12 protein-coding genes and 1 pseudogene are annotated in these 18725 nt (G+C 71.3%); 10 read left to right on the top strand and 3 right to left on the bottom strand.

Translation table 11 applies throughout. The features are described from left to right. Positions 1-115: 115 nt before the first annotated feature. The 7 genes and pseudogenes from POF73_RS28070 (at position 116) to POF73_RS28100 (ending at position 7513) form a co-directional block, all read left to right on the top strand. Entirely contained in the window at positions 116-568 is a 453-nt protein-coding gene (locus POF73_RS28070; RefSeq protein ID WP_272120976.1) for a nucleoside deaminase, read from the top strand. Between the two features lie 249 nt (positions 569-817). Beyond that, complete coding sequence (locus POF73_RS28075) at positions 818-1774, top strand: hypothetical protein (protein ID WP_272120952.1); 957 nt, start codon at positions 818-820, stop codon at positions 1772-1774. 88 nt (positions 1775-1862) lie between these two features. Then, positions 1863-2909 (top strand): NAD(P)/FAD-dependent oxidoreductase, encoded by a 1047-nt coding sequence (locus POF73_RS28080; protein ID WP_272120954.1) that lies wholly within the window; start codon positions 1863-1865, stop codon positions 2907-2909. A 67-nt stretch (positions 2910-2976) separates the two neighbouring features. Further along, a complete protein-coding gene (locus POF73_RS28085; protein WP_334313629.1) occupies positions 2977-4743 on the top strand; it encodes a carbamoyltransferase family protein in 1767 nt (588 codons plus the stop codon). Positions 4744-4766: 23 nt separating this feature from the next. Next, a complete protein-coding gene (locus POF73_RS28090; protein WP_272120957.1) occupies positions 4767-5246 on the top strand; it encodes an SRPBCC family protein in 480 nt (159 codons plus the stop codon). 11 nt (positions 5247-5257) lie between these two features. Further along, positions 5258-5869 (top strand): annotated as a pseudogene (locus POF73_RS28095) (histidine phosphatase family protein); the annotation flags it as partial. Positions 5870-6061: 192 nt separating this feature from the next. Then, the gene (locus POF73_RS28100; protein WP_272120958.1) at positions 6062-7513 is read left to right on the top strand and encodes a Tat pathway signal sequence domain protein; all 1452 of its coding nucleotides are present in this window, start codon (positions 6062-6064) and stop codon (positions 7511-7513) included. 146 nt (positions 7514-7659) lie between these two features. Here the strand turns inward: POF73_RS28100 and POF73_RS28105 are convergent, their stop codons facing one another. Continuing rightward, entirely contained in the window at positions 7660-10038 is a 2379-nt protein-coding gene (locus POF73_RS28105; protein WP_272120960.1) for an ATP-binding SpoIIE family protein phosphatase, read from the bottom strand. A gap of 98 nt (positions 10039-10136) precedes the next feature. Here POF73_RS28105 and POF73_RS28110 point away from each other — a divergent pair, with 98 nt between their 5' ends. From POF73_RS28110 to POF73_RS28120, 3 genes are all read left to right on the top strand, one after another. Beyond that, entirely contained in the window at positions 10137-10538 is a 402-nt protein-coding gene (locus tag POF73_RS28110; protein WP_272120962.1) for a DUF3052 domain-containing protein, read from the top strand. Between the two features lie 199 nt (positions 10539-10737). After that, positions 10738-11631 (top strand): glycosyltransferase family 2 protein, encoded by an 894-nt coding sequence (locus tag POF73_RS28115; protein ID WP_272120964.1) that lies wholly within the window; start codon positions 10738-10740, stop codon positions 11629-11631. Between the two features lie 436 nt (positions 11632-12067). Continuing rightward, complete coding sequence (locus POF73_RS28120; RefSeq protein ID WP_443049657.1) at positions 12068-16294, top strand: BTAD domain-containing putative transcriptional regulator; 4227 nt, start codon at positions 12068-12070, stop codon at positions 16292-16294. Here POF73_RS28120 and POF73_RS28125 read toward each other — a convergent pair whose 3' ends face one another. Then, positions 16295-17998, bottom strand: a complete 1704-nt coding sequence (locus tag POF73_RS28125) for a bifunctional 3'-5' exonuclease/DNA polymerase (protein WP_272120968.1) — start codon at positions 17996-17998, stop codon at positions 16295-16297. A gap of 34 nt (positions 17999-18032) precedes the next feature. Then, positions 18033-18725, bottom strand: a 693-nt coding sequence (locus POF73_RS28130) for a Clp protease N-terminal domain-containing protein (protein WP_272120970.1), incomplete at its 5' end; no start/stop codon positions are given.

Genomic DNA, 18725 nt, shown 5'->3' on the forward strand with positions numbered 1-18725 from the left:
ATCTCAAAGCGGCGTCCGCGGAGTCCCACTATTTGCCCCACCGTCTGCAAAAAAAGGAGTGCCCGTGACCGCGCACACCCAAGAAGCGAGCATCCAGGAAGTCGAGCGCGCCTGGATGGAAAAGGCCATCGGCCTTGCCACCGACAGTGTGAGGAACGGCGGCGGCCCGTTCGGCGCACTGATCGCCAAGGATGGCGAGATCGTTGCCATCGGGAACAACAAGGTCACTTCGCACCTGGACCCGACGGCGCACGGCGAGGTGAGCGCGATCCGTGCCGCCTGCCAGAAGCTGGGCACCTTCTCGCTTGAGGGCTGCGTACTGGTCACCTCGTGTGAGCCGTGCCCGATGTGTCTTTCCTCCGCGCTGTGGGCGCGAGTCGACCGGATCATCTTCGCCGCTGATCGAGATGATGCTGCGGTGGCCGGTTTCGATGACCGCAGGTTCTACGACCTGTTCGAAAAGAAGCCCGCGGAGCTGTGGCCGATGGCGATCGAGCGAGTGGACACGCCGAACCGTACGGCGCCGTTCGACGCATGGCTGGCCAAGTCCGACCGCGTCGACTACTGAGAGCCCGTTTGAACGAGGCCTCTGGGTCGCCGTGTTGAGACGTCTGACGCCTCAACACAGCGACCTGGAGGCCTCGTTGGCTTTCTGCCTTTGTGTACTTGGCCAAGCCCGCCTGAGCTGCAGTTCCGTAGAAACACACAAACTGCGGGTCCCGGGCCGATCAAGGTTTCATACTTTCAACGCCTGTCTGGAACAAGCCAGTTGGCGATGGACTTCTCGGACAAGCCGAACCAACGAACGGGGAAAGCCTTGTCCGAGAAGCTGCCTGGCCGTCAGATCGAGATTTCCTGGCCCGACCTTGGCATCGTGGTCACCGCCGACCTTGACGACCGCAATCCGGCACTCGCCGACGCCCTGTGGGAGTCCTTGCCCTACCAAAGCCTCCAGGGACACGCCCTCATCGCGGGAGAGCACCTTTACCACGTAGCTCCGATACCCACTCTGCTGCACACCCCCCACAACACCCGTATCCCCGACCGGCGCGAGGCCCCCAACGGCACCGTGTTCTGCTCCGGCCTGCAGCATCTGGGTATCAAGTACGGCACCCTGACCGAGCCGATGCCCGCCACCCCCGTCGGCCAGGTTCGTGAGGCAGACATGCCCGCCCTGCTGGAAGCCGGGACCGCGATCTGGGACGCCGTCTACTCCACGAAGAAGCAGATCCTCGCCGAAGTCCGCCGCGCAGGCGAGCCGGGCGGCCACCGCGTCCCGATGCTCCACGCCACCAACACGGCTGCCAGCCACCTGATCGCCGACATCTACGCCGAGACCGAGAAGATCTGGCTCGCACCCCCGGCCGAGCTGGACGACCTCCACCAGGGCATCATCCCCTCCCGGGCAGGTAACTTCGGCACGGTCCTTCCCACCCTGCTGTTCGTCAACGGCGAGACCCGGCCCCTGGGTTACGCCGCCTACGGCGGACTCGTCCGCGCCGCGGTCCAGGACATGCCCATGGACTCCCTCGTCCGCATGGCCCGCCTCCTGGTCGGCGTCCCCGCCGAGTTCCTGGGCTACTGCGGTCTGGAGAAGCTGTGGGCGTTCACCCAGCGCTTCCTCGACGTCCTCGACCGCCTCGACCGTGACGACTTCTACGCCGTCACCAGCCAGATGGCCCTCTACATCAACTGCCTCGGCGGCTGGAACCTCCAGCTGTACCCGTGGGAGACCGGAGACCACCTGCGCCAGCAGGGCACCAAGGCGGCATAGCCCTGCCCGGAGCGGAGTCCGCCGAGGAGATGACGACACCGGCGCTCATCCCCGCCATCCGAAACCACACCACAGGAGAAGGAAGACCTTGAGCGCCCTGCCTGCCCGCGCTGACGCCGTCGTCATCGGCGGAGGAGTGATCGGAACCTCCGCCGCCCACCACCTCGCCGAAGCCGGCGTGAACACCGTGCTGCTGGAACGCGGAAGCCTCGGCGGCGGTGCGTCCGCGCACACGGCGGGCATGGTCCGCACGTACTTCCCCGGCAGCCCCGACACCGGGCGAAGGGCCGTGCGCAGCCTGAAGGCCTACCACGACTTCGCCCGGCACACCGGGGCCCCGCTCGGCCTGAAGCAGCTCGGGTTCATGGCGCTGTTCACCGATGAACAGCAGATCGTCGACTTCGCGGCCGGTCATGAAGCGCAGCAGGCCGCCGGCGTCGAGGTCGATCTGATCAGTGCGCGTGAAGCGGTGCGACACAACCCGCTGATCAATGAGCGTGCCGTGCTGGCCGCCGCCTGGTCCCCGGAGGCGTACCACGTGGACGGCCTGGACATCGTGCGTGGTTACGCGGCCGGCGCCCGCAACCACGGCGCCCGGCTGTTCACTCACACACCCGTGACGGGCATCGACGACGACAACACCGTCCACACCCCGCGGGGCAGCATCAAGGCGGACAGCGTGGTCTGCACGGCCGGGCCCTGGTCCGGCGAGGTGGCCTGCATGGCAGCGGTCGACCTGCCGCTGGCGCCCCACACGATGGAGATGCTGTTCACGGACGTCCCGCCCGCCCCGACCCCCGAGCTGCCCATGACGATGCACGCCGCGTCCGGGCTGCGCATCCGCTGGTGGAAGGACCGCATCCTGCTCGCCATGGGCGCACCCAAGGACGGCGAAGAACGGGAGGCCTGGCTCGGCCGCATCGACGGTCATCTCGGCACCCTGTTCCCGTCCTTGGACGGCATCGGCCTGCAGCGCGCATGGAGCGGCGACTTCGACGCCAGCCCCACCAACGCCGCCTTCATCGGCCGGCACCCGGACCGCCGCTTCCTGTACGCGGCCGGCTTCACCGGCGCCGGTCTGTGCCAGGCACCCGCGGCCGGGGAGCAGCTCCGCGACCTGCTGATCGCCAAGTAGCCCTACATCAGGCTTCATACCAAGAAAGATTGCCGTGATTGTTCTCGGATGTAATGGTTTCAGCCGGGTGTCGGAGTTCTTCTCCGAACGCCTCGGCGCGACCGGCATCAACAAGCATTACCTCTTGGGCCACGACGCCGCCGCCGCGCTCCTGATCGACGGCCGGCTGGTCGCCGCGGTGGAGGAGGAGCGCCTCAACCGGGAGAAGAAGACCACCGACTTCCCCACGAACGCGATCGACTGGTGCCTCAAGGAAGCCGGGATCACGTTCGACGACGTCGACCTGTTCGCCTTCCCCTGGAACTGGTCCCCCCAGGTGCTGGACGAGACCCTGGACGGCATCCGCAACTCGCCGCTGCCGGAGGCCGACAAGGCCGGCATCGGTGGCACCATTGCCGACTTGTTCGACCAGGTCGTCAGCCACGAAGCGATGCTCGCGGACTTCGAGGCCCGCACCGGTCACCGCCCCGACCCGGCCAAGGTCCGCTTCGTTCCGCACCACTTGGCGCACGCCACGACCGGCTACTACCTCGCCGGGATGACGGACGCCGCGTTCGTCGTCAGCGACGGCCGGGCCGAGCGCTTCTCGACCTTGACGGGCGAGATCCGCGACGGCCGGATCACCGTCTTCGAGGACACCGTCACCGGCTCCGAGTACTCCATCGGCACCCTGTTCTCCTCCATCACCCGCTTCCTCGGCTTCGTCCCCAACAACGACGAGTACAAGGTGATGGGCCTTGCGGGATACGCCGATCCGCCGAGCCCGAACCCGTTCGTCGAGCAGCTGCTGGTGCTGCACGACGACGGCCGCTACTCCTTCAGCAAGCCGCTGCGGACCAACGATCTGCACAGCCACGACGCCCTGTTCGAGGAGTACTTCGGCCCCTTCGAGGACACCCTCGAATACACCTCCCGCGTCTCCGCCGCCGCGCAGGAGATGCTGAACGTCGCCACCGCCCACCAGGTCGCCCACCTGGAGAAGCGGACCGACCTCAACCTGCTGTTGTTCGAGGGCGGCGTGGCCCTCAACTGCCTGAACAACACCCCGATGTTCGAGGGCTCCCGCTTCGAGGACATGCAGGTCAGCTTTGGTGCCTCGGACACCGGCATCACCATCGGAGCCGCGGCCCACGCCTGGCTCAACGACCCCGGCACCGACCCCGCGCACATCCGCGAGGCCGCCGCCGCACCCGTCACCCCCTATCTGGGACCGGCCTACGACGAGGCCGCGATCGAGGAGGCCATCGAGGGCTTCAGCGACCGCGTCACCGGCTTGCGCCTGGACGAGGGGGAGATCGTCGATCAGGTGGCGCAGCTGCTGACGGAGAAGGTCGTCATCGGCTGGTTCGAGGGCCGCGTCGAGCACGGGCCGCGCGCGCTGGGGCACCGCAGCATCATCGCCAACCCCGGCTTCAGTGACATCAAGGACATCATCAACACCCGGGTCAAGCACCGCGAACCCTTCCGCCCGTTCGCTCCCCTCGTCCTGGAGGAGCAGGCGCCGGAGATCTTCGACATGGGGCGCAAGACCAACTCCCCGTACATGACGTTCGTCTTCCCGGTCCGCGACGAGTACAGGGACCGCATCCCCGGTGCCGTACACGTGGACGGCACCTCCCGCATCCAGACCCTGACGGACGAGGGCACCCCACGACTGACGGCACTGCTGCGGAAGTTCATCGAACTCACCGACACGCCCTGCCTGATCAACACCTCGTTCAACGTCGCCGGCGAACCCATCGTCTGCACGCCCACCGACGCCCTGAACTGCTTCCTGGGAACCGAGATCGACTACCTGATCCTCGGCAATCACCTCGTCACCAAGAAGAACTAGAAGAACCAGAAAAGGAACAAACCGTGCTAATCCAGCGCAAGCACACCATGTACCACTCCACGATCCTCGATGCCGACCCGGACACCGTGTGGGCGACCATCCGCGACGCCATGCAGATCCTGGAGATCGTGTCCCCCGGCGATCTGGACGTCCACCGGGACGTCAGCTGGGTCGAGGGCGGCTCGGTCGAAACGGTCCCGGCCCGCTACGACTTCAGGCTCACGCTCAGCGGCAAGGTCGTCCAGCAGGAGATCGCAGCCCGCGACGAGATCAACAAAACCCAGTCCTACCGGGCCGTCGCGCCCACCAGCGGAGTCGCCGCCTACGAGGCCACCATCCGCGTATTCCCCATCACCAACGACCCGGCCCGCAGTTTCTTCGACTGGTCGCGGACCCTGGAGATCGCCGAGGACGCCGACCTGAACGTGGTCGAGGGCATCATCGACATCATGGAGAAGCAGACCGACGCCGTACGAGACCACTTCGCGCAGACCTCGAAGTGAGTGACGTGACGACGCTCGTCCTGCTGCGGCACGGCGAAACCCTGCTCACCCCGCATCGGCGGCTCTCCGGCAGCGGAGGTACCAACCCGGGCCTCTCACCGGCCGGCCGCAGCCAGGCCGAGGCGACAGCGGACGCCCTCGCCGATCGCGGCGACATCGACGCGATCGTCACGTCACCGATGCGGCGCTGCCGGGAGACCGCCCATTCCGTGGCCACGCGCCTCGGCCTGAGCGTCCGGGTCGACCGGGACCTGCGGGAAGCGGACTTCGGCGCCTGGGAGGGCCTGACCTTCACGGAAGTCCGCGAACGCTATCCGGACGACCTGAGTGCATGGCTCGCCTCGCCCGAGAGTCCGCCCTCGGGCACAGACGAGACCATGCAACAGGTCGCCCGCCGGGTCGCCGCCGTACGAGACGGCCTCGTGGCCCAGTACGCCGGCGCCACGGTTGTGGTCGTCTCCCACGTCGGACCACTCAGAACCCTGATCCGCCTCGCTCTCCAAGCCCCACCACACTGCTTGTTCCGCATGGAAGTCTCAGCGGCCTCCCTGTCGACGGTGACGTACGACGAGGACGGCACCGCCACGGTGCAGGCCCTCAACGACACCCACCACTTGAACTGAACTGCCGCCAAGGGTCCCGGCACACTTCACATGTGCCGGGACCCTTGGCGTGTCCTCGGCTCCCTCCCGCCCCTCATCCGCCTCAACCCACCTCCCCGCCAAGGCCGTTGACCCACCCCACCCGTACCAGCAGAATGAGCCCGCATCCATGAGAGCGCTCTCAAAACTCGGCGAGGGAGACCCATGACCGGCATGACCGACAGGCAGGGCCCGGCGCTCAGCCGGCGCACACTCATCGGGGCCGGCATCGGCGCCGCGGTCCTCACCGCGGCCGGGGCCCCCATCGCCCAAGCCGACGGGACCACTGCCAACGCCGCTCCCGGCACCGCTGCCCCCGGCACCTCCGCCCCCGCTCCCGCCGCCCCCGGCCCCTCCGCCCCGAGCCGGGCCCAAGCCTTCCTCGCCGCCGCCATGGACGCCTACCCCGACCACGGCAGCACCCGCCTCGCCCAGAGCTACGCCGACCAGGCCGGGCTCTTCAGTACCGCCTTCACCTACGACAACGCCCTCGCGATCCTCGGTCTCCTCGCCACCCGTACTCCCGGCGGACAGGACCGGGCCGTCGTGCTCGGGGACGGGCTGTTGTACGCGCAGGCGCATGATCCGGCCCATGACGACGGTCGGCTTCGGCAGGGGTACAACGTCGGGCCGTACACCTTCTACGACGGGTCGCTCCAGCCGGACGGGTTCGTGCGGGCGGATGGCACCGTCAATGTCGGGACGCAGTTCGGGTTCACGGGGACGGCCGTGGGGGACATGGCCTGGTCCGGGATCGCGCTCGGCGCGCTCGCCCGGCGGACCGGGGAGCGGCGGTTTCTCGACGGTGCCGTGCGGATCGGGGAGTGGATCGAGCGGAACGGGCGTACCGACGAGCCCCTCGGCGGGTACAAGTTCGGGGTCGACGGGGCCAACCAGAAGCTGCCCTTCACCTCCACCGAGCACAACACCGACCTCGTCTGCCTCTTCGGCCGGCTCGCCCGCCTCACGGGGGACGGGGTCTGGCTGGAGCGGCGTGCTCGGGCCCGGGCATTCCTGGAGAACATGTGGGAGGCGGACGGCGGGTTCTTCTACACCGGCACCAATGACGGGGTGACGGTCAACAAGTCGCCCATTCCCGAGGACACCCAGACCTGGACCTACCTCGCCCTCCACTCCCGTGCCCACGCCTCGTCGCTGGACTGGGCCGCCCGGGAACTGGCCGTCCTCGACCATGCCGAGCGGCGCAACAGCACGATTCCGGCGGGGCAGTCGTACGACGGTGTCACCTTCAGCTCTGCCAGTCTCCTCGCGAACGAGGACGCCCCGATCGCCGACTCGCAGCCCAGGCCCGACCGCAACGGGGTGTGGTTCGAGGGGACCGCTCATCTCGCGCTCGCGCTGCGGGAGCGGCGGGGACGGGGTGACGAGGCGCGGGCGCGGCGGCTGATCGACTCCCTTGAGCGGGCTCAGGAGCGGCTCGGGGGTGGCCAGACCGTGGGTGGGCGGGCGTTGCCCGAGCGGTCCGGGGTGGTGTCGGCGAGCAGCCCGCTCGACACGGGGTTCGGGTTCGGGTACTACCCGTACCGGCACGTGGGGGCTACCGCCTGGTATCTGATGGCGGCCCTGCGGTCCAATCCGTTGCGGGCCGATCTGTTGCGGGGCTGACCGTCGGGCATCCTGCGCTCACCCCTCCCGCTCCCGGTCCCCTCCCGCTCCCGTAACGCTGGCTTCGCCGTGGCCACGGCCAGGGTCCGCGACGCCGACATGATCCAGACGACAGGCCCTGAGGGACGCTGACCGCAGCGCTCACGTCAGCCGACCGGGAGTGGCTGTTCGGCCCAGATCGTCTTGCCGGTGGGGGTCTGCCGGGTGCCCCAGCCCTGGGTGAGCTGGGCGACCATGTGCAGTCCGCGGCCGCCCTCGTCGAAGGTGCGGGCGCGGCGCAGATGGGGGGCCGTGCTGCTGGCGTCGGACACCTCGCAGATCAGCGTGCGGTCCCGGATCAGGCGTAGCCCGATCGGTACGTCGCCGTAGCGGATGGCGTTGGTGACCAGCTCGCTCACCACCAGCTCGGTGACGAACGCCGCCTCCTGGAGTCCCCATGCCGCGAGCTGCCGGGAGGCCTGCGCGCGGGCGTCGGCGACGACCGCCGGGTCGGACGGCAGGGCCCAGTCGGCGACCTGGTCGGCGTGCAGGGCGCGGGTGCGGGCGAGCAGGAGGGCCACGTCGTCGTCGGGGCTCTCGGGGAGCAGATCCCCGAGGACGGCGTCGCAGGTGTTCTCCAGCGACGCCGCCGGGGAGGCCAGGGCGGCGCAGAGGCGTTCCAGGCCGAGGCCGAGGTCGTGTTCACGGTTCGCGATCAGACCGTCGGTGTAGAAGGCGAGCAGGCTGCCCTCGGGGAGCTCCAGCTCGGTCGCCTCGAAGGGCATCCCGCCGATACCGAGCACCGGACCGGGCGTGAGGCGGACGACGCTGACCGAGCCGTCGGGGAGCAGTACGGCGGGCGGGACATGGCCGGCGCTGGCGACGGTGCAGATCCGGGAGACCGGGTCGTAGACGGCGTACAGACAGGTCGCGCCGACCCCGCCGGTGTACGGCAGCTCGTGGACGATGGTGTCGTCGTCCGAGGTGAGATGGCTGACCAGGTCGTCGAGGTGGGTGAGCAGCTCGTCCGGGGGCAGGTCCACGTCGGCGAGGGTGCGTACGGCGGTGCGCAGCCGCCCCATGGTGGCCGAGGCGTGGATGCCGTGCCCGACGACATCGCCGACGACCAGCGCGACCCGGGTGCCCGACAGCGGTACGACGTCGAACCAGTCGCCGCCCACACCGGCGCCCGTACCGGCGGGCAGATAGCGGTACGCCACCTCCACGGCCGCCTGTTTCGGCAGGTCACGGGGGAGGAGGCTGCGCTGGAGGGTGAGGGCGTGGGTCCGCTCGCGGGTGTAGCGGCGGGCGTTGTCCACACCGACGGCGGCCCGGCCCGCGAGCTCCTCGGCGAGGATCAGGTCGTCCTGCTGGAACGGCGGAGAACCCTTGCCGCGCACGAAGACCGCGACGCCGAGGGTGGTGCCGCGGGCCCGCAGCGGGGTGGCCATCACCGAGTGGAAGCCGTGCTCGCGGACGATCGCGGCCCGTGCCGCGTGCTCGGTGACCCAGCGGGCGAAGTCGGGGTCGCGCGCGCCGCTGAGCACCGGCCGGCCGCTGATCAGGGAGCGGGCGGGCGGTGAGAACGGGGGATAGGTGTCGACCTCGCCGAGCTCGACGGCGGCCTCGGGCACACCCTCGCCCTCGGTGGCCGACTGGTGGGCGATCCGGCGCAGCACCACGGCCGCGTCGACCGGCCCCGGCACCGGCTCGTCCCCGCGCAGCACCGAGTCGAGCAGGTCCACGCTGGCGAAGTCGGCGAGCCGCGGGACGGCCAGATCGGCCAGTTCCTGGGCGGTGCGGTTCACGTTCAGGGTGGTGCCGATGCGGGTGCCCGCCTCGTTCAGCAGGGCCAGCCGATGCCGGGCGGCGTACTGCTCGCTGCTGTCGAAGGCGGCGGTGCCGACCCCGGCGACCTCGCCGGACGCGGGGTCGCGGACGGGCCACAGCTCGACGATCCAGGAGCGCTGCTGCCGGGCGGCGGCGGACGGCTCCGGGGCGAACCCCTCGTACCGCATCGGTACAGCCTCCTCGGCAACCCGCCGTACGCAGCCGAGGAAGCCCTCGTCGGAGCGGGCGTCGCCGAGCGGGTCGGCCTGTGCGCCCGCGTTCGGCCGCCAGGTACCCGACGCGGCGCTGTAGGCGGACAGGGCGATCGAGGACTGGGCGAAGGCCCACTCCGTCATCCGCCGGTCGCGCTCCGCGGCCGGGGTGCCCGTGGTCGCGGTGACGACGTACGCCTGGGTCGCGCCGTCGCCGCCCAGGGAGGGATGGGCGTGCAGGGCCAGTTCGACGCGGTGGCCGTCGCGGTGCCGGAGGGCGGCGGTGCCGCTCCACTCCTGGGAGGCGACGGGGGAGAAGCCGGTGGCCTCCCGTTCCATGAGGAGGTCGGCCGCGCCGCGCCCCACCACCTCGGCGGCGCCGTATCCCAGCAGCCGCCGGGCACCCTCGCTCCACCCCGTGACGATGCCCGCCAGGCTGATGGTGGCTGTCGCGGTATCTGCTGACCACCCGCTGTGACCGAAGTTCTGATCAAAAGTGGTCATTCTTGCTCAACTCGCGCTGGTGAGGTTACTCACGGTTCCAGCGTGCGCGTCGCGGGAGAATCGGACAAGTCGGATTCCCGTGCATGGAGATGGCCGTCATGAGTTATTCCGGTACGCCACTCGCCAAGAAGATCGGCATCAAGCCGGGCCACCGGGTCCGGCTCCGCCACGCCCCAGCCCACTGGGACATCCCCGGACTGCCGGAAGGCTGCGAGGTGGGGGAGGGAAGCCCGCGCGGCGCGGACGTCGCCGTCGCGTTCTACCGTTCGTACGGCGATCTCGTGGCCGACGGCCCCACCCTGGTCGGCGACCTCGCCGACGACGCCATGCTGTGGATCGCCTGGCCCCGCCGGGCGGCCGGCCACGTGAGCGACATCACCGAGAACGCGCTGCGGGAGCTCTTCCTCCCACTGGGCATCGTGGACGTGAAGGTCGCCGCGCTGGGGGAGGACTGGTCGGGCCTGAAGTTCGTGAGGCGCAGGGAGAACCGCAGCGCGTAGCCCGCCGTCCTGCAGTGCGTGGCCCGTCCTGCAGTGCGTGGCCCGCCTGCAGCGCGGATCCGGTCCTGTATGGCCCGCTCGCCCTGCCCGTCGACCGCCCCGCAAAACGGCGAACTTAAGAAGTCCTTACCGTGAACCACTAGCATCGCGCCGGTAATCACAGCCGGGACGAGGCGCGGGGCGCGGCAAGGGGGCGGGCATGACGGAGCCGAGGATCGCGGTCGCCGTGGTGACCATGGGCAACCGTCCCGCCGAGGTCGACGCGCTGCTGGAGTCCGTGGCCAAGCAGGACCTCGCCCCCCACCGGATCGTCATCGTGGGCAACGGCTGCCCGCTGCCGGACTTCGCCGAGCGGCTCGCCCTGCCCGGCGAGGTCACGCCGATCGAGCTGGACGAGAACCTCGGCTGTCCCGGCGGGCGCAACGCGGCCCTCGAACAGCTGCGGGAGTTCGGGGACGTCGACGTCGTGGTCGACCTGGACGACGACGGACTCCTCGTCGACGCCGACGTACTGCGCCGGGTGCGGGACCTGTACGCCGCCGACGACCGGCTCGGCATCGTCGGCTTCCGCATCGCCGACGAGAACGGCGAGACACAGCAGCGGCACGTGCCCAGGATCGGCAAGTCGGATCCGCTGCGCGGCGGATACGTCACCGGCTTCCTCGGCGGCGGGCACGCGCTGCGCATGACGATGCTGGCCGAGACCGGGGACTGGCCCGCCGAGTTCTTCTTCGCCCACGAGGAGACCGACCTGGCCTGGCGGGCCGCCGATGCCGGCTGGCGCATCCTCTACGCCCCCGAGATCCTCCTCCAGCACCCGAAGACCTCGCCCGCCCGGCACGCCATCTACCACCGGGTGACCGCCCGCAACCGCGTCTGGCTGACCCGGCGCCGGCTGCCGCTCGCGCTCATCCCGGTCCACCTGGGCATCTGGATCCTGCTCACCCTCGCCCGCAACCGCTCGCGGGCCGGCCTGCGCGCCTGGTTCGGCGGCTTCCTGGAAGGCCTGCGGGAGCCGGCGGGCGAGCGACGGCCGATGCGGTGGCGCACGGTGTGGGGGCTGTGCAGGCTCGGCCGACCGCCGGTCATCTGAGAGCGCGCTGGAACGCGAGAGCGCGCAGGAACGCGAGAAGGGGACGCGGGCCCCGGTCGCTCACCTCTGCCGACCGGGACCCACATGCGTCCCAGGATCCGGCCGCGGCGGCGTCACTCCCCCGAGTTACGCGTTCAACGCGCGCACCGTCGGGCCAGATCCGATGTTGTGATCACATCAGGCCGCACCAACGGATCGCTAACATGTGGCCAACGACGTTCCGTTTCGACGTCGTTCGATTGGCGTGAAGTCGATGGACGGTATCGGGAAAAGGCCTGGACTGGAACCGTTTTCCGCCTTTACACATCAGGTAGAGGTGGCGGGAAACCGTCGTACTAGGGGCGGATCTCCGCCAGGCACGGTGGTTCCCGACATGCGGTGGACCCCGTCGTGAAGCGTGGGCGCGGGGCGCGCCGCGAGGGAAGGCAGTGGCGGCGTGAAGCGGTGCGGGCTGCGGTTCGGACTGCTGGGACCGCCGGTTCTGTACGAGGTCTCCACGGTCCGGAGCGGTTCCGAGGACGGGTCGGTCCAGGGCGGTTCCGAGGCCCGGTCGGGCCAGGAGGGTTCCGAGGATCGGCGGCCGGGCCAGGAGGGTCCCGAGGTCCGGTCGGGCCGGCGTGGTTCCGAGGATTGGTCGGGCCAAGGCGATTCCTACGGTGATCGGAGTCCCGGCGATGACTCCGCCAGCGACGTACCCGGCTGTGCCGTCCGGACCATCAGCAGCCCCAAGGTGCGGGCCCTGCTGGCCGCGCTGCTGCTCGAAGGCGGCCGGATCATCTCCGTGGAGTCGCTGACGGACGTGCTGTGGGGCGGAGCGCCGCCCGCCTCCGCGCGAGCCTCGCTGCACAACCACGTGGCCCGGCTGCGGCGGCTGCTCGACGACCCCGAGCGGCTGCGCGCGGTGCCGCCCGGCTATGTGCTGCGGGTGAACGAGGGCGAGTTGGACGTCGACGTCTTCGTGAGCCGCGTCGCCGCGGCCCGCGCCGCGCACGCCGGACGCGACTGGGAACGCACGCTGCACGAGTGCGGGGCGGCGCTCGCCCTGTGGCGGGGCACGCCCCTGTCCGGGCTGCCCGCCGAGGTAGGCGGTTTCGCCCTGGTCCAACGTCTGCGGGAAGCGCGGCTGCTGCTCCTGGAGTGGCGCTACGACGCCGAGCTGGCCGTGGGCGGCCCGCGCCTGGAGGCCCTCGTCCCGGAACTGACGGCACTGGCCGTCGAATACCCCCTCCGTGAGTCCTTCCACCGCCACCTGATGCTCGCCCTCCACCGCACCGGCCGCCGTGCCGAGGCCCTCGCCGTCCACCGCGACCTACGCACCCGCCTGATCGAGGAACTCGGCGTGGAGCCGGGGGCGGGGGTGCGGGAGGCGCATGTGGAGGTGCTGAGAGAGGGACCGGAGAACGAACCCGGACGCGCGACGCCAGCCCCTGTCGAGGGCGTGGTTGGTGGGTCTGGGCGTGGGCTGCGGGGTTCTGTGGGGGGTGCGGTCGGTGGATCGGGGCGGGGCGAGATGGGGGCCGCTGTCGAGGGCGTGGTTGGTGGGTCTGGGCGTGGGCTGCGGGGTTCTGTGGGGGGTGCGGTCGGTGGATCGGGGCGCGGCGAGATGGGGGCCGCTGTCGAGGGCGTGGTTGGTGGGTCTGGGCGTGGGCTGCGGGGTTCTGTCGGGGGTGCGGTCGGTGGATCGGGGCGCGGCGAGATGCGGGCCGCTGTCGAGAGCTCGGTCGGCCAGGACGGTGCGGTGCCGCGCGGTGCCGTCGGGGCTGCTGCCTTCCACGAGGACGCCGTACTCCGCGGCGCCGCGAGCCCTGACGCAGCCGCGCACGACGACGACCTCCGGAGACCTGCGCACACCGATACCGTCCGCGATGCGCACCCGGTGCCCGTTCCTGCGGGGACGCCGACCACCCTGCCTCACCACACCCCGGACACCCCTGCCACCCCGCCTCACGAGGCACAGCCCCGCCCGCCCCGCCCGGCCCAACTCCCGCCACCCCCTGCCCACTTCACAGGCCGGGCCGCCGTCCTCCACGACCTGAGCCACACGCTTGCCCCCGCTCCAGCCCTCGCTCCAGCCTCCGATTCCGATTCCGCTTCCGCGCGGCAGCGCCCCCGCACCGCCACGGTCGCCGTGATCAGCGGTATGGCCGGCGTGGGCAAGAGCGCGCTCGCCCTGCAAGCCGCCCACGGTCTGGCGAACCGTTTCCCCGACGGCCAGCTCTACGTCAACCTGCACGGCGCCACCCCCGGCATGCCCCCGCTCACCCCCGGCCAGGCCCTCATCGCCCTCCTCCGCGACCTCGGCGCCTCCCCCCGCTCCATCCCCGAACATCCGGACGCGGCAACCGCGTTGCTGCGCTCCCTGCTCGCCCCGACCCGCACCCTCATGGTCCTGGACGACGCCGCGAACGCCGCACAGGTACGGCCCCTGCTCCCGGCCGGCCCCGGCTGCGCGGTGATCGTCACCAGCCGCTCCCCACTGACCGCCCTGGACGGCGTCCGCCGCTTCCCGCTCACCCCCCTCACAGCGGAGGACAGCGCGGCACTGCTGCGCGCGGCTTCGGGTCGCGACGGAGCGATGGACCGAGCTACGTCCCTGGACGCCCGTGACGGTGTTGCCGGCGCCGCGGGCTCTGCGGCCGCGGGCTCTGCGATCGAGGGCCGCGCGATCGGAGGCCCTGCGGCAGCTGACCGCACCGAAGCCCACCCGACCAGTGCCGGTGCCGGTGCCCACCCGGCCAGTGCCGGTGCCGGTGCCCACCCGGCCAGTGCCGGTGCCGGTGCCCACCCGGCCAGTGCCGGTGCCGGTGCCCACCTGGCCAGTGCCGGTGCCGGTACCGGCACTGAAGCCCGCCCCGCCGATCATCACCCCGTGAGCCACCCCCCGACCACTCCCGCCATCGACGCCGTCCACCCCCTCGTCCAACTCACCGGCGGCCTCCCCCTGGCCCTCCGTATCGTCGCCGCCCGCCTCGCCGCCCGCCGTGCCCTCACCCCCGAGGTGCTGGCCCGGCAACTGGCCGCCACCGAGAGCCGGTTGCACCACCTGGAGTACGACGACCTCAGCGTCCGCCGGTCCCTCGCCGTCGCCCACGACGCCCTCGCCGCCTCCGACCGCGAGGCCGACCGGGACGCGGCCCTGGTCCTGCGGCGGATCGGTGCCGTGGACCTGCCGACGTACGGTGCGCCCCTGCTGGCCCGCCTCACCGGCACCGACGAGCGCCGTGCCGAGGCCGCGCTCGACCGACTCGTCGACGTGGCCCTCCTGGAGGAGACGGCGTACGGTCGCTACGCCCCCCACGACCTGGTGCGCGACTTCGCCCGCGAACTCGCCGAGCCCGACGGCGACTTCACCGAAACCGCCCTGCGCTGGTACGCCGCCGTCGCCGAACGCGCCCTCACCGCCATCGTCGAACCCGGCCTCGACCGCGACGACCGCCGCCGCCCCACCCCGACCCAACCCGCGGATCACCCGACCACCGTCGACACCGTGTCTCCCTTCGACTGCTCCGAAACAGCCTTCGCCTGGGGCGACCTGGAACTGGAGAACGTCGTAGCACTGGCGGAACGACACGGCGGCGACACCGGCACGGACAACCACACCGACACCGGCACGGACCATCACACAGGCACAGGCACAGCCACAGCCACAGCCACAGGCACCGGCCCAGCCATCGGCGCCGACGAATCAGGCGCCCTCACCCCTGCCGCCGACAGCCACACCCCCACCCCCACCCCTGATGTCTCCCCCTTCTCCGGCGCCCTCTCCGCCCTCACTCCCCACCTCTCCACCCTCATCCGCCTCCTCTTCCCCTACCTCCAACGCAGCGGCCGAGTAGCCGAGATGGAGGTGCTCGGCCAGGCGGCACTCCGCATCGCCCGTCGGCTCGGGGACGACGCCGCCGAGGCGTACGCGTTGGTCGATCTCGCCGGTCTGTACTTCCTCACCGGCCGTCAGACCGAGGCGCTCCACCTCAACGACCGGTCCCTGGCGATCTGGCGGCGGCTCGGGGTGGTCTCCTGGATGCGTCGTTGCCTGAACAACCGGGGCCTGCTGCTGGAATCGCTCGGCCGCCACGCCGAGTCCGGGCAGGCGCTGCGGCAGAGCCTGGAGTACTCACGGCAGCTGAACGACCCGTACGGCGAGGCCGTGACCTACAGCCACCTCGGCAACCTGTACGAGCACACCGACCCCCGCGCCGCCATCGAGCAGCACCACCGCTCGCTGACCATCGGTGACGAGATCGGCAACGTCATCGTGCAGCACTCCGCGCACTGCAACATCGGCTACGCCCACCTCACCCTCGGCGAACCGGCGGCAGCCGCCGCGCACTTCGAGGAGAGCCTGCGCATCCTCGGCGGCCACGGCGACTGGCACGGCGAGTCCCAGACCCGCCTCGGCCTGGTCCGCGCCCTGCGCCTGCTCGGCCGTACCGACCGCGCGGGGCACGAATGCGCCGACCTGCTGCGCCGAGCCGAGGCCCGCGCCGACCGCTACACCGGCGGCCTGGCCCGTCACCAGCGCGGTCTGCTGCTGCGAGACGGGGGCCGGGTCCAGGAGGCGTACGCCGAGTGGCGCAAGGCTCTCGACGCCCTGGACGGCACGGACGCGAAGGAGGTCGTCCAGGAGCTGGGGGAGTTGCTGGACGCGGCCGACGGACGGTGATCACTTCGCGTCGGCATAGCACTCCACCACCGCGGTCGTGAACGGGAACCGCACCGGCGTCTCCCCGAACGTCAGCCGCCCGGCCAGGTCCGCGGCCTCCCGGATCGCCGTCACGACCGCCTCGGCCTCCTCCTCGGGACAGTGCACGATCACCTCGTCGTGCTGGAAGAAGACCAGTTCCGCAGCCATGCCCGCACAGGACTGCCGCAGCGCAGCGAGCAGCAGCAGCGCCCAGTCGGCGGCGCTGCCCTGCACGACGAAGTTGCGGGCGAAGCGGCCCCGGGCGCGGGCGTTGGTGGAGGCGTAGCCCGGCACCCACTCCTGTGGCCCGGAACCCTCGCTCGGCCCGTCCTCCGCCGCCGGCACCGGAATGCCCGCCTCCTCGGCCGCGTCGTCCGACGCCCCGGCCGCCGGCGGACACGTCCGCCCCAGCCAGGTCCGCACGAGCCGCCCCTCCTCACCGGCCCGCGCCGCCTCGTCGACGTACGCCACCGCCTTGGGGAAACGGCGTCTGAGCGCGGCGAGGTTCTTCAGCCCGTCGCCGGAGGTCTGGCCGTAGACCGCGCCCAGCACGGCGAGCTTGGCCTGGCCGCGGTCTCCGGAGAAGGCGCGGTCGGAGACGGACTGGTAGAGGTCGCTCTCCCGCCCGGCCACCTCCATCAGCCCGGGGTCACGGGAGATCGCGGCGAGCACCCGCGGCTCCATCTGGTCGGCGTCGGCCACGACGAGCCGCCAGCCGGGGTCGGCGACCACGGCACGCCGGATGACCTTGGGAATCTGCAGGGCGCCCCCGCCGTTGGTCACCCATCGCCCGGTGACCGTCCCGCCCGCGAGGAACTCCGGCCGGAACCGCCCGTCCCGCACCCAGTCCTGCAGCCAGGACCAGCCGTGGGCCACCCAGATCCGGTACAGCTTCTTGTACTCGACCAGCGGCTTCACCGCCGGATGGTCGAGGGACTCGATCTCCCAGCGGCGGGTCGATCTGACCTTGATCCCGGCCTGCGCGAAGGCCTTGATCACATCGGCCGGCAGATCGGGCCGCACCCGGCGCCCGAACGCGGCCGACACCTCGTCGGCCAGCTCGGCCAGCCGCCGCGGCTCGCCGCCCCCGGCATAGCGCTCACCGAGCAGTTCGTGCAGCACCCGGCGGTGCACCTCGGCGCTCCAGGGCAGCCCGGCCCGGTTCATCTCGGCGGCGACGAGCATCCCCGCCGACTCGGCCGCCGTCAGCAGCCGCATCCGCTCCGGGTACGCGGTCCTGTCATGCCGGCGCTGCTGGTCGGCGTACACCTCCACCAGGTCGGCGAGCGGCAGGTGGACCGCCTGTGGCTCGAAGAGCGAGGACTGCGAGCCGGGTTCGGCCGCGCGCTGGGGCGGATCGGGCGGTACGGGGCCGCCGTGCAGCCGGGCGAGCGCCGCCGCGGCTGACCTCGGCTCGCCGTACCGCCCCTCGTGGCCGAGCAGGAGCGTCTCGGCGGCCTCGATGTCGTAGCACCGCTCCACTCGCACCCCCGTGGCGAGCAGGCGCGGATAGACCTCGGCGGTGGACCGCCACACCCACCGCGCGACCTCCGGACGCCCCCGCACGGCCTCGGCGGCGTCCGCCGCCCACCGCACCGGCCCGGCGAGCAGCCCGTCCGGACCGAGGGGGGCGCTGTGCACGCCTCCGTCCTCGGCCGGAACGAGTGCCCACCGGTCGGTCATGCTGCGAGTGTGGCACCCGGGTCTGACAACGGCTTCAGTCCTTGGCCTCGCCCTCCTCACGGGCCTCCTTCGTCGTCTGCTCGCCGCTCTTCAGGAACTGGGAGAGCAGTCCGACGACGTACTCCTCCATCGCCTCCTTGGTGAGGCCGAGGCCGGACAGGACGCCGGTGCCGTTCTCGAACTCCAGCAGGGCCAGCAGGATGTGCTCGGTGCCGATGTAGTTGTGACCGAGGCGCAGGGCCTCGCGGAAGGTGAGCTCCAGGACCTTCTTGGCGTCGGAGTTGTAGGGGACGAGTTCGGGGACCTCGTCGGCGGCGGGCGGCAGTGCGGCGGTGGCGGCCTGGCGCACGGAGTCCAGCAGGATGCCCTGTGCCGTGATCGCCTTCGCGGCGAGGCCGTCGGGGTCGGCCAGCAGACCGAGGACGAGGTGCTCGGGGCGGCCCTCGGTGTTGCGGGCCGCGATGGCCTCGTTGTGCGCGGCCATCACCGCGTTGCGGGCCCGCGGCGTGTAGCGGCCGAAGCCCTGCTGCGGGTCGAGGTCGATCGACTCCTTCGGCACGAACCGCTTCTGCGCGGCCTGCCGGGTGACGCCCATGCTCCTGCCGATGTCGGTCCAGGAGGCCCCCGACCGCCGGGCCTGGTCCACGAAGTGGCCGATCAGATGGTCGGCCACCTCCCCGAGGGGGGGGGGGGGGGGGGGCGGGGGGGGGGGGGGGGGGGGGGGGGG

Source organism: Streptomyces sp. HD (assembly GCF_028369295.1).
In the GTDB taxonomy this organism is placed as follows: Bacteria; Actinomycetota; Actinomycetes; order Streptomycetales; family Streptomycetaceae; genus Streptomyces.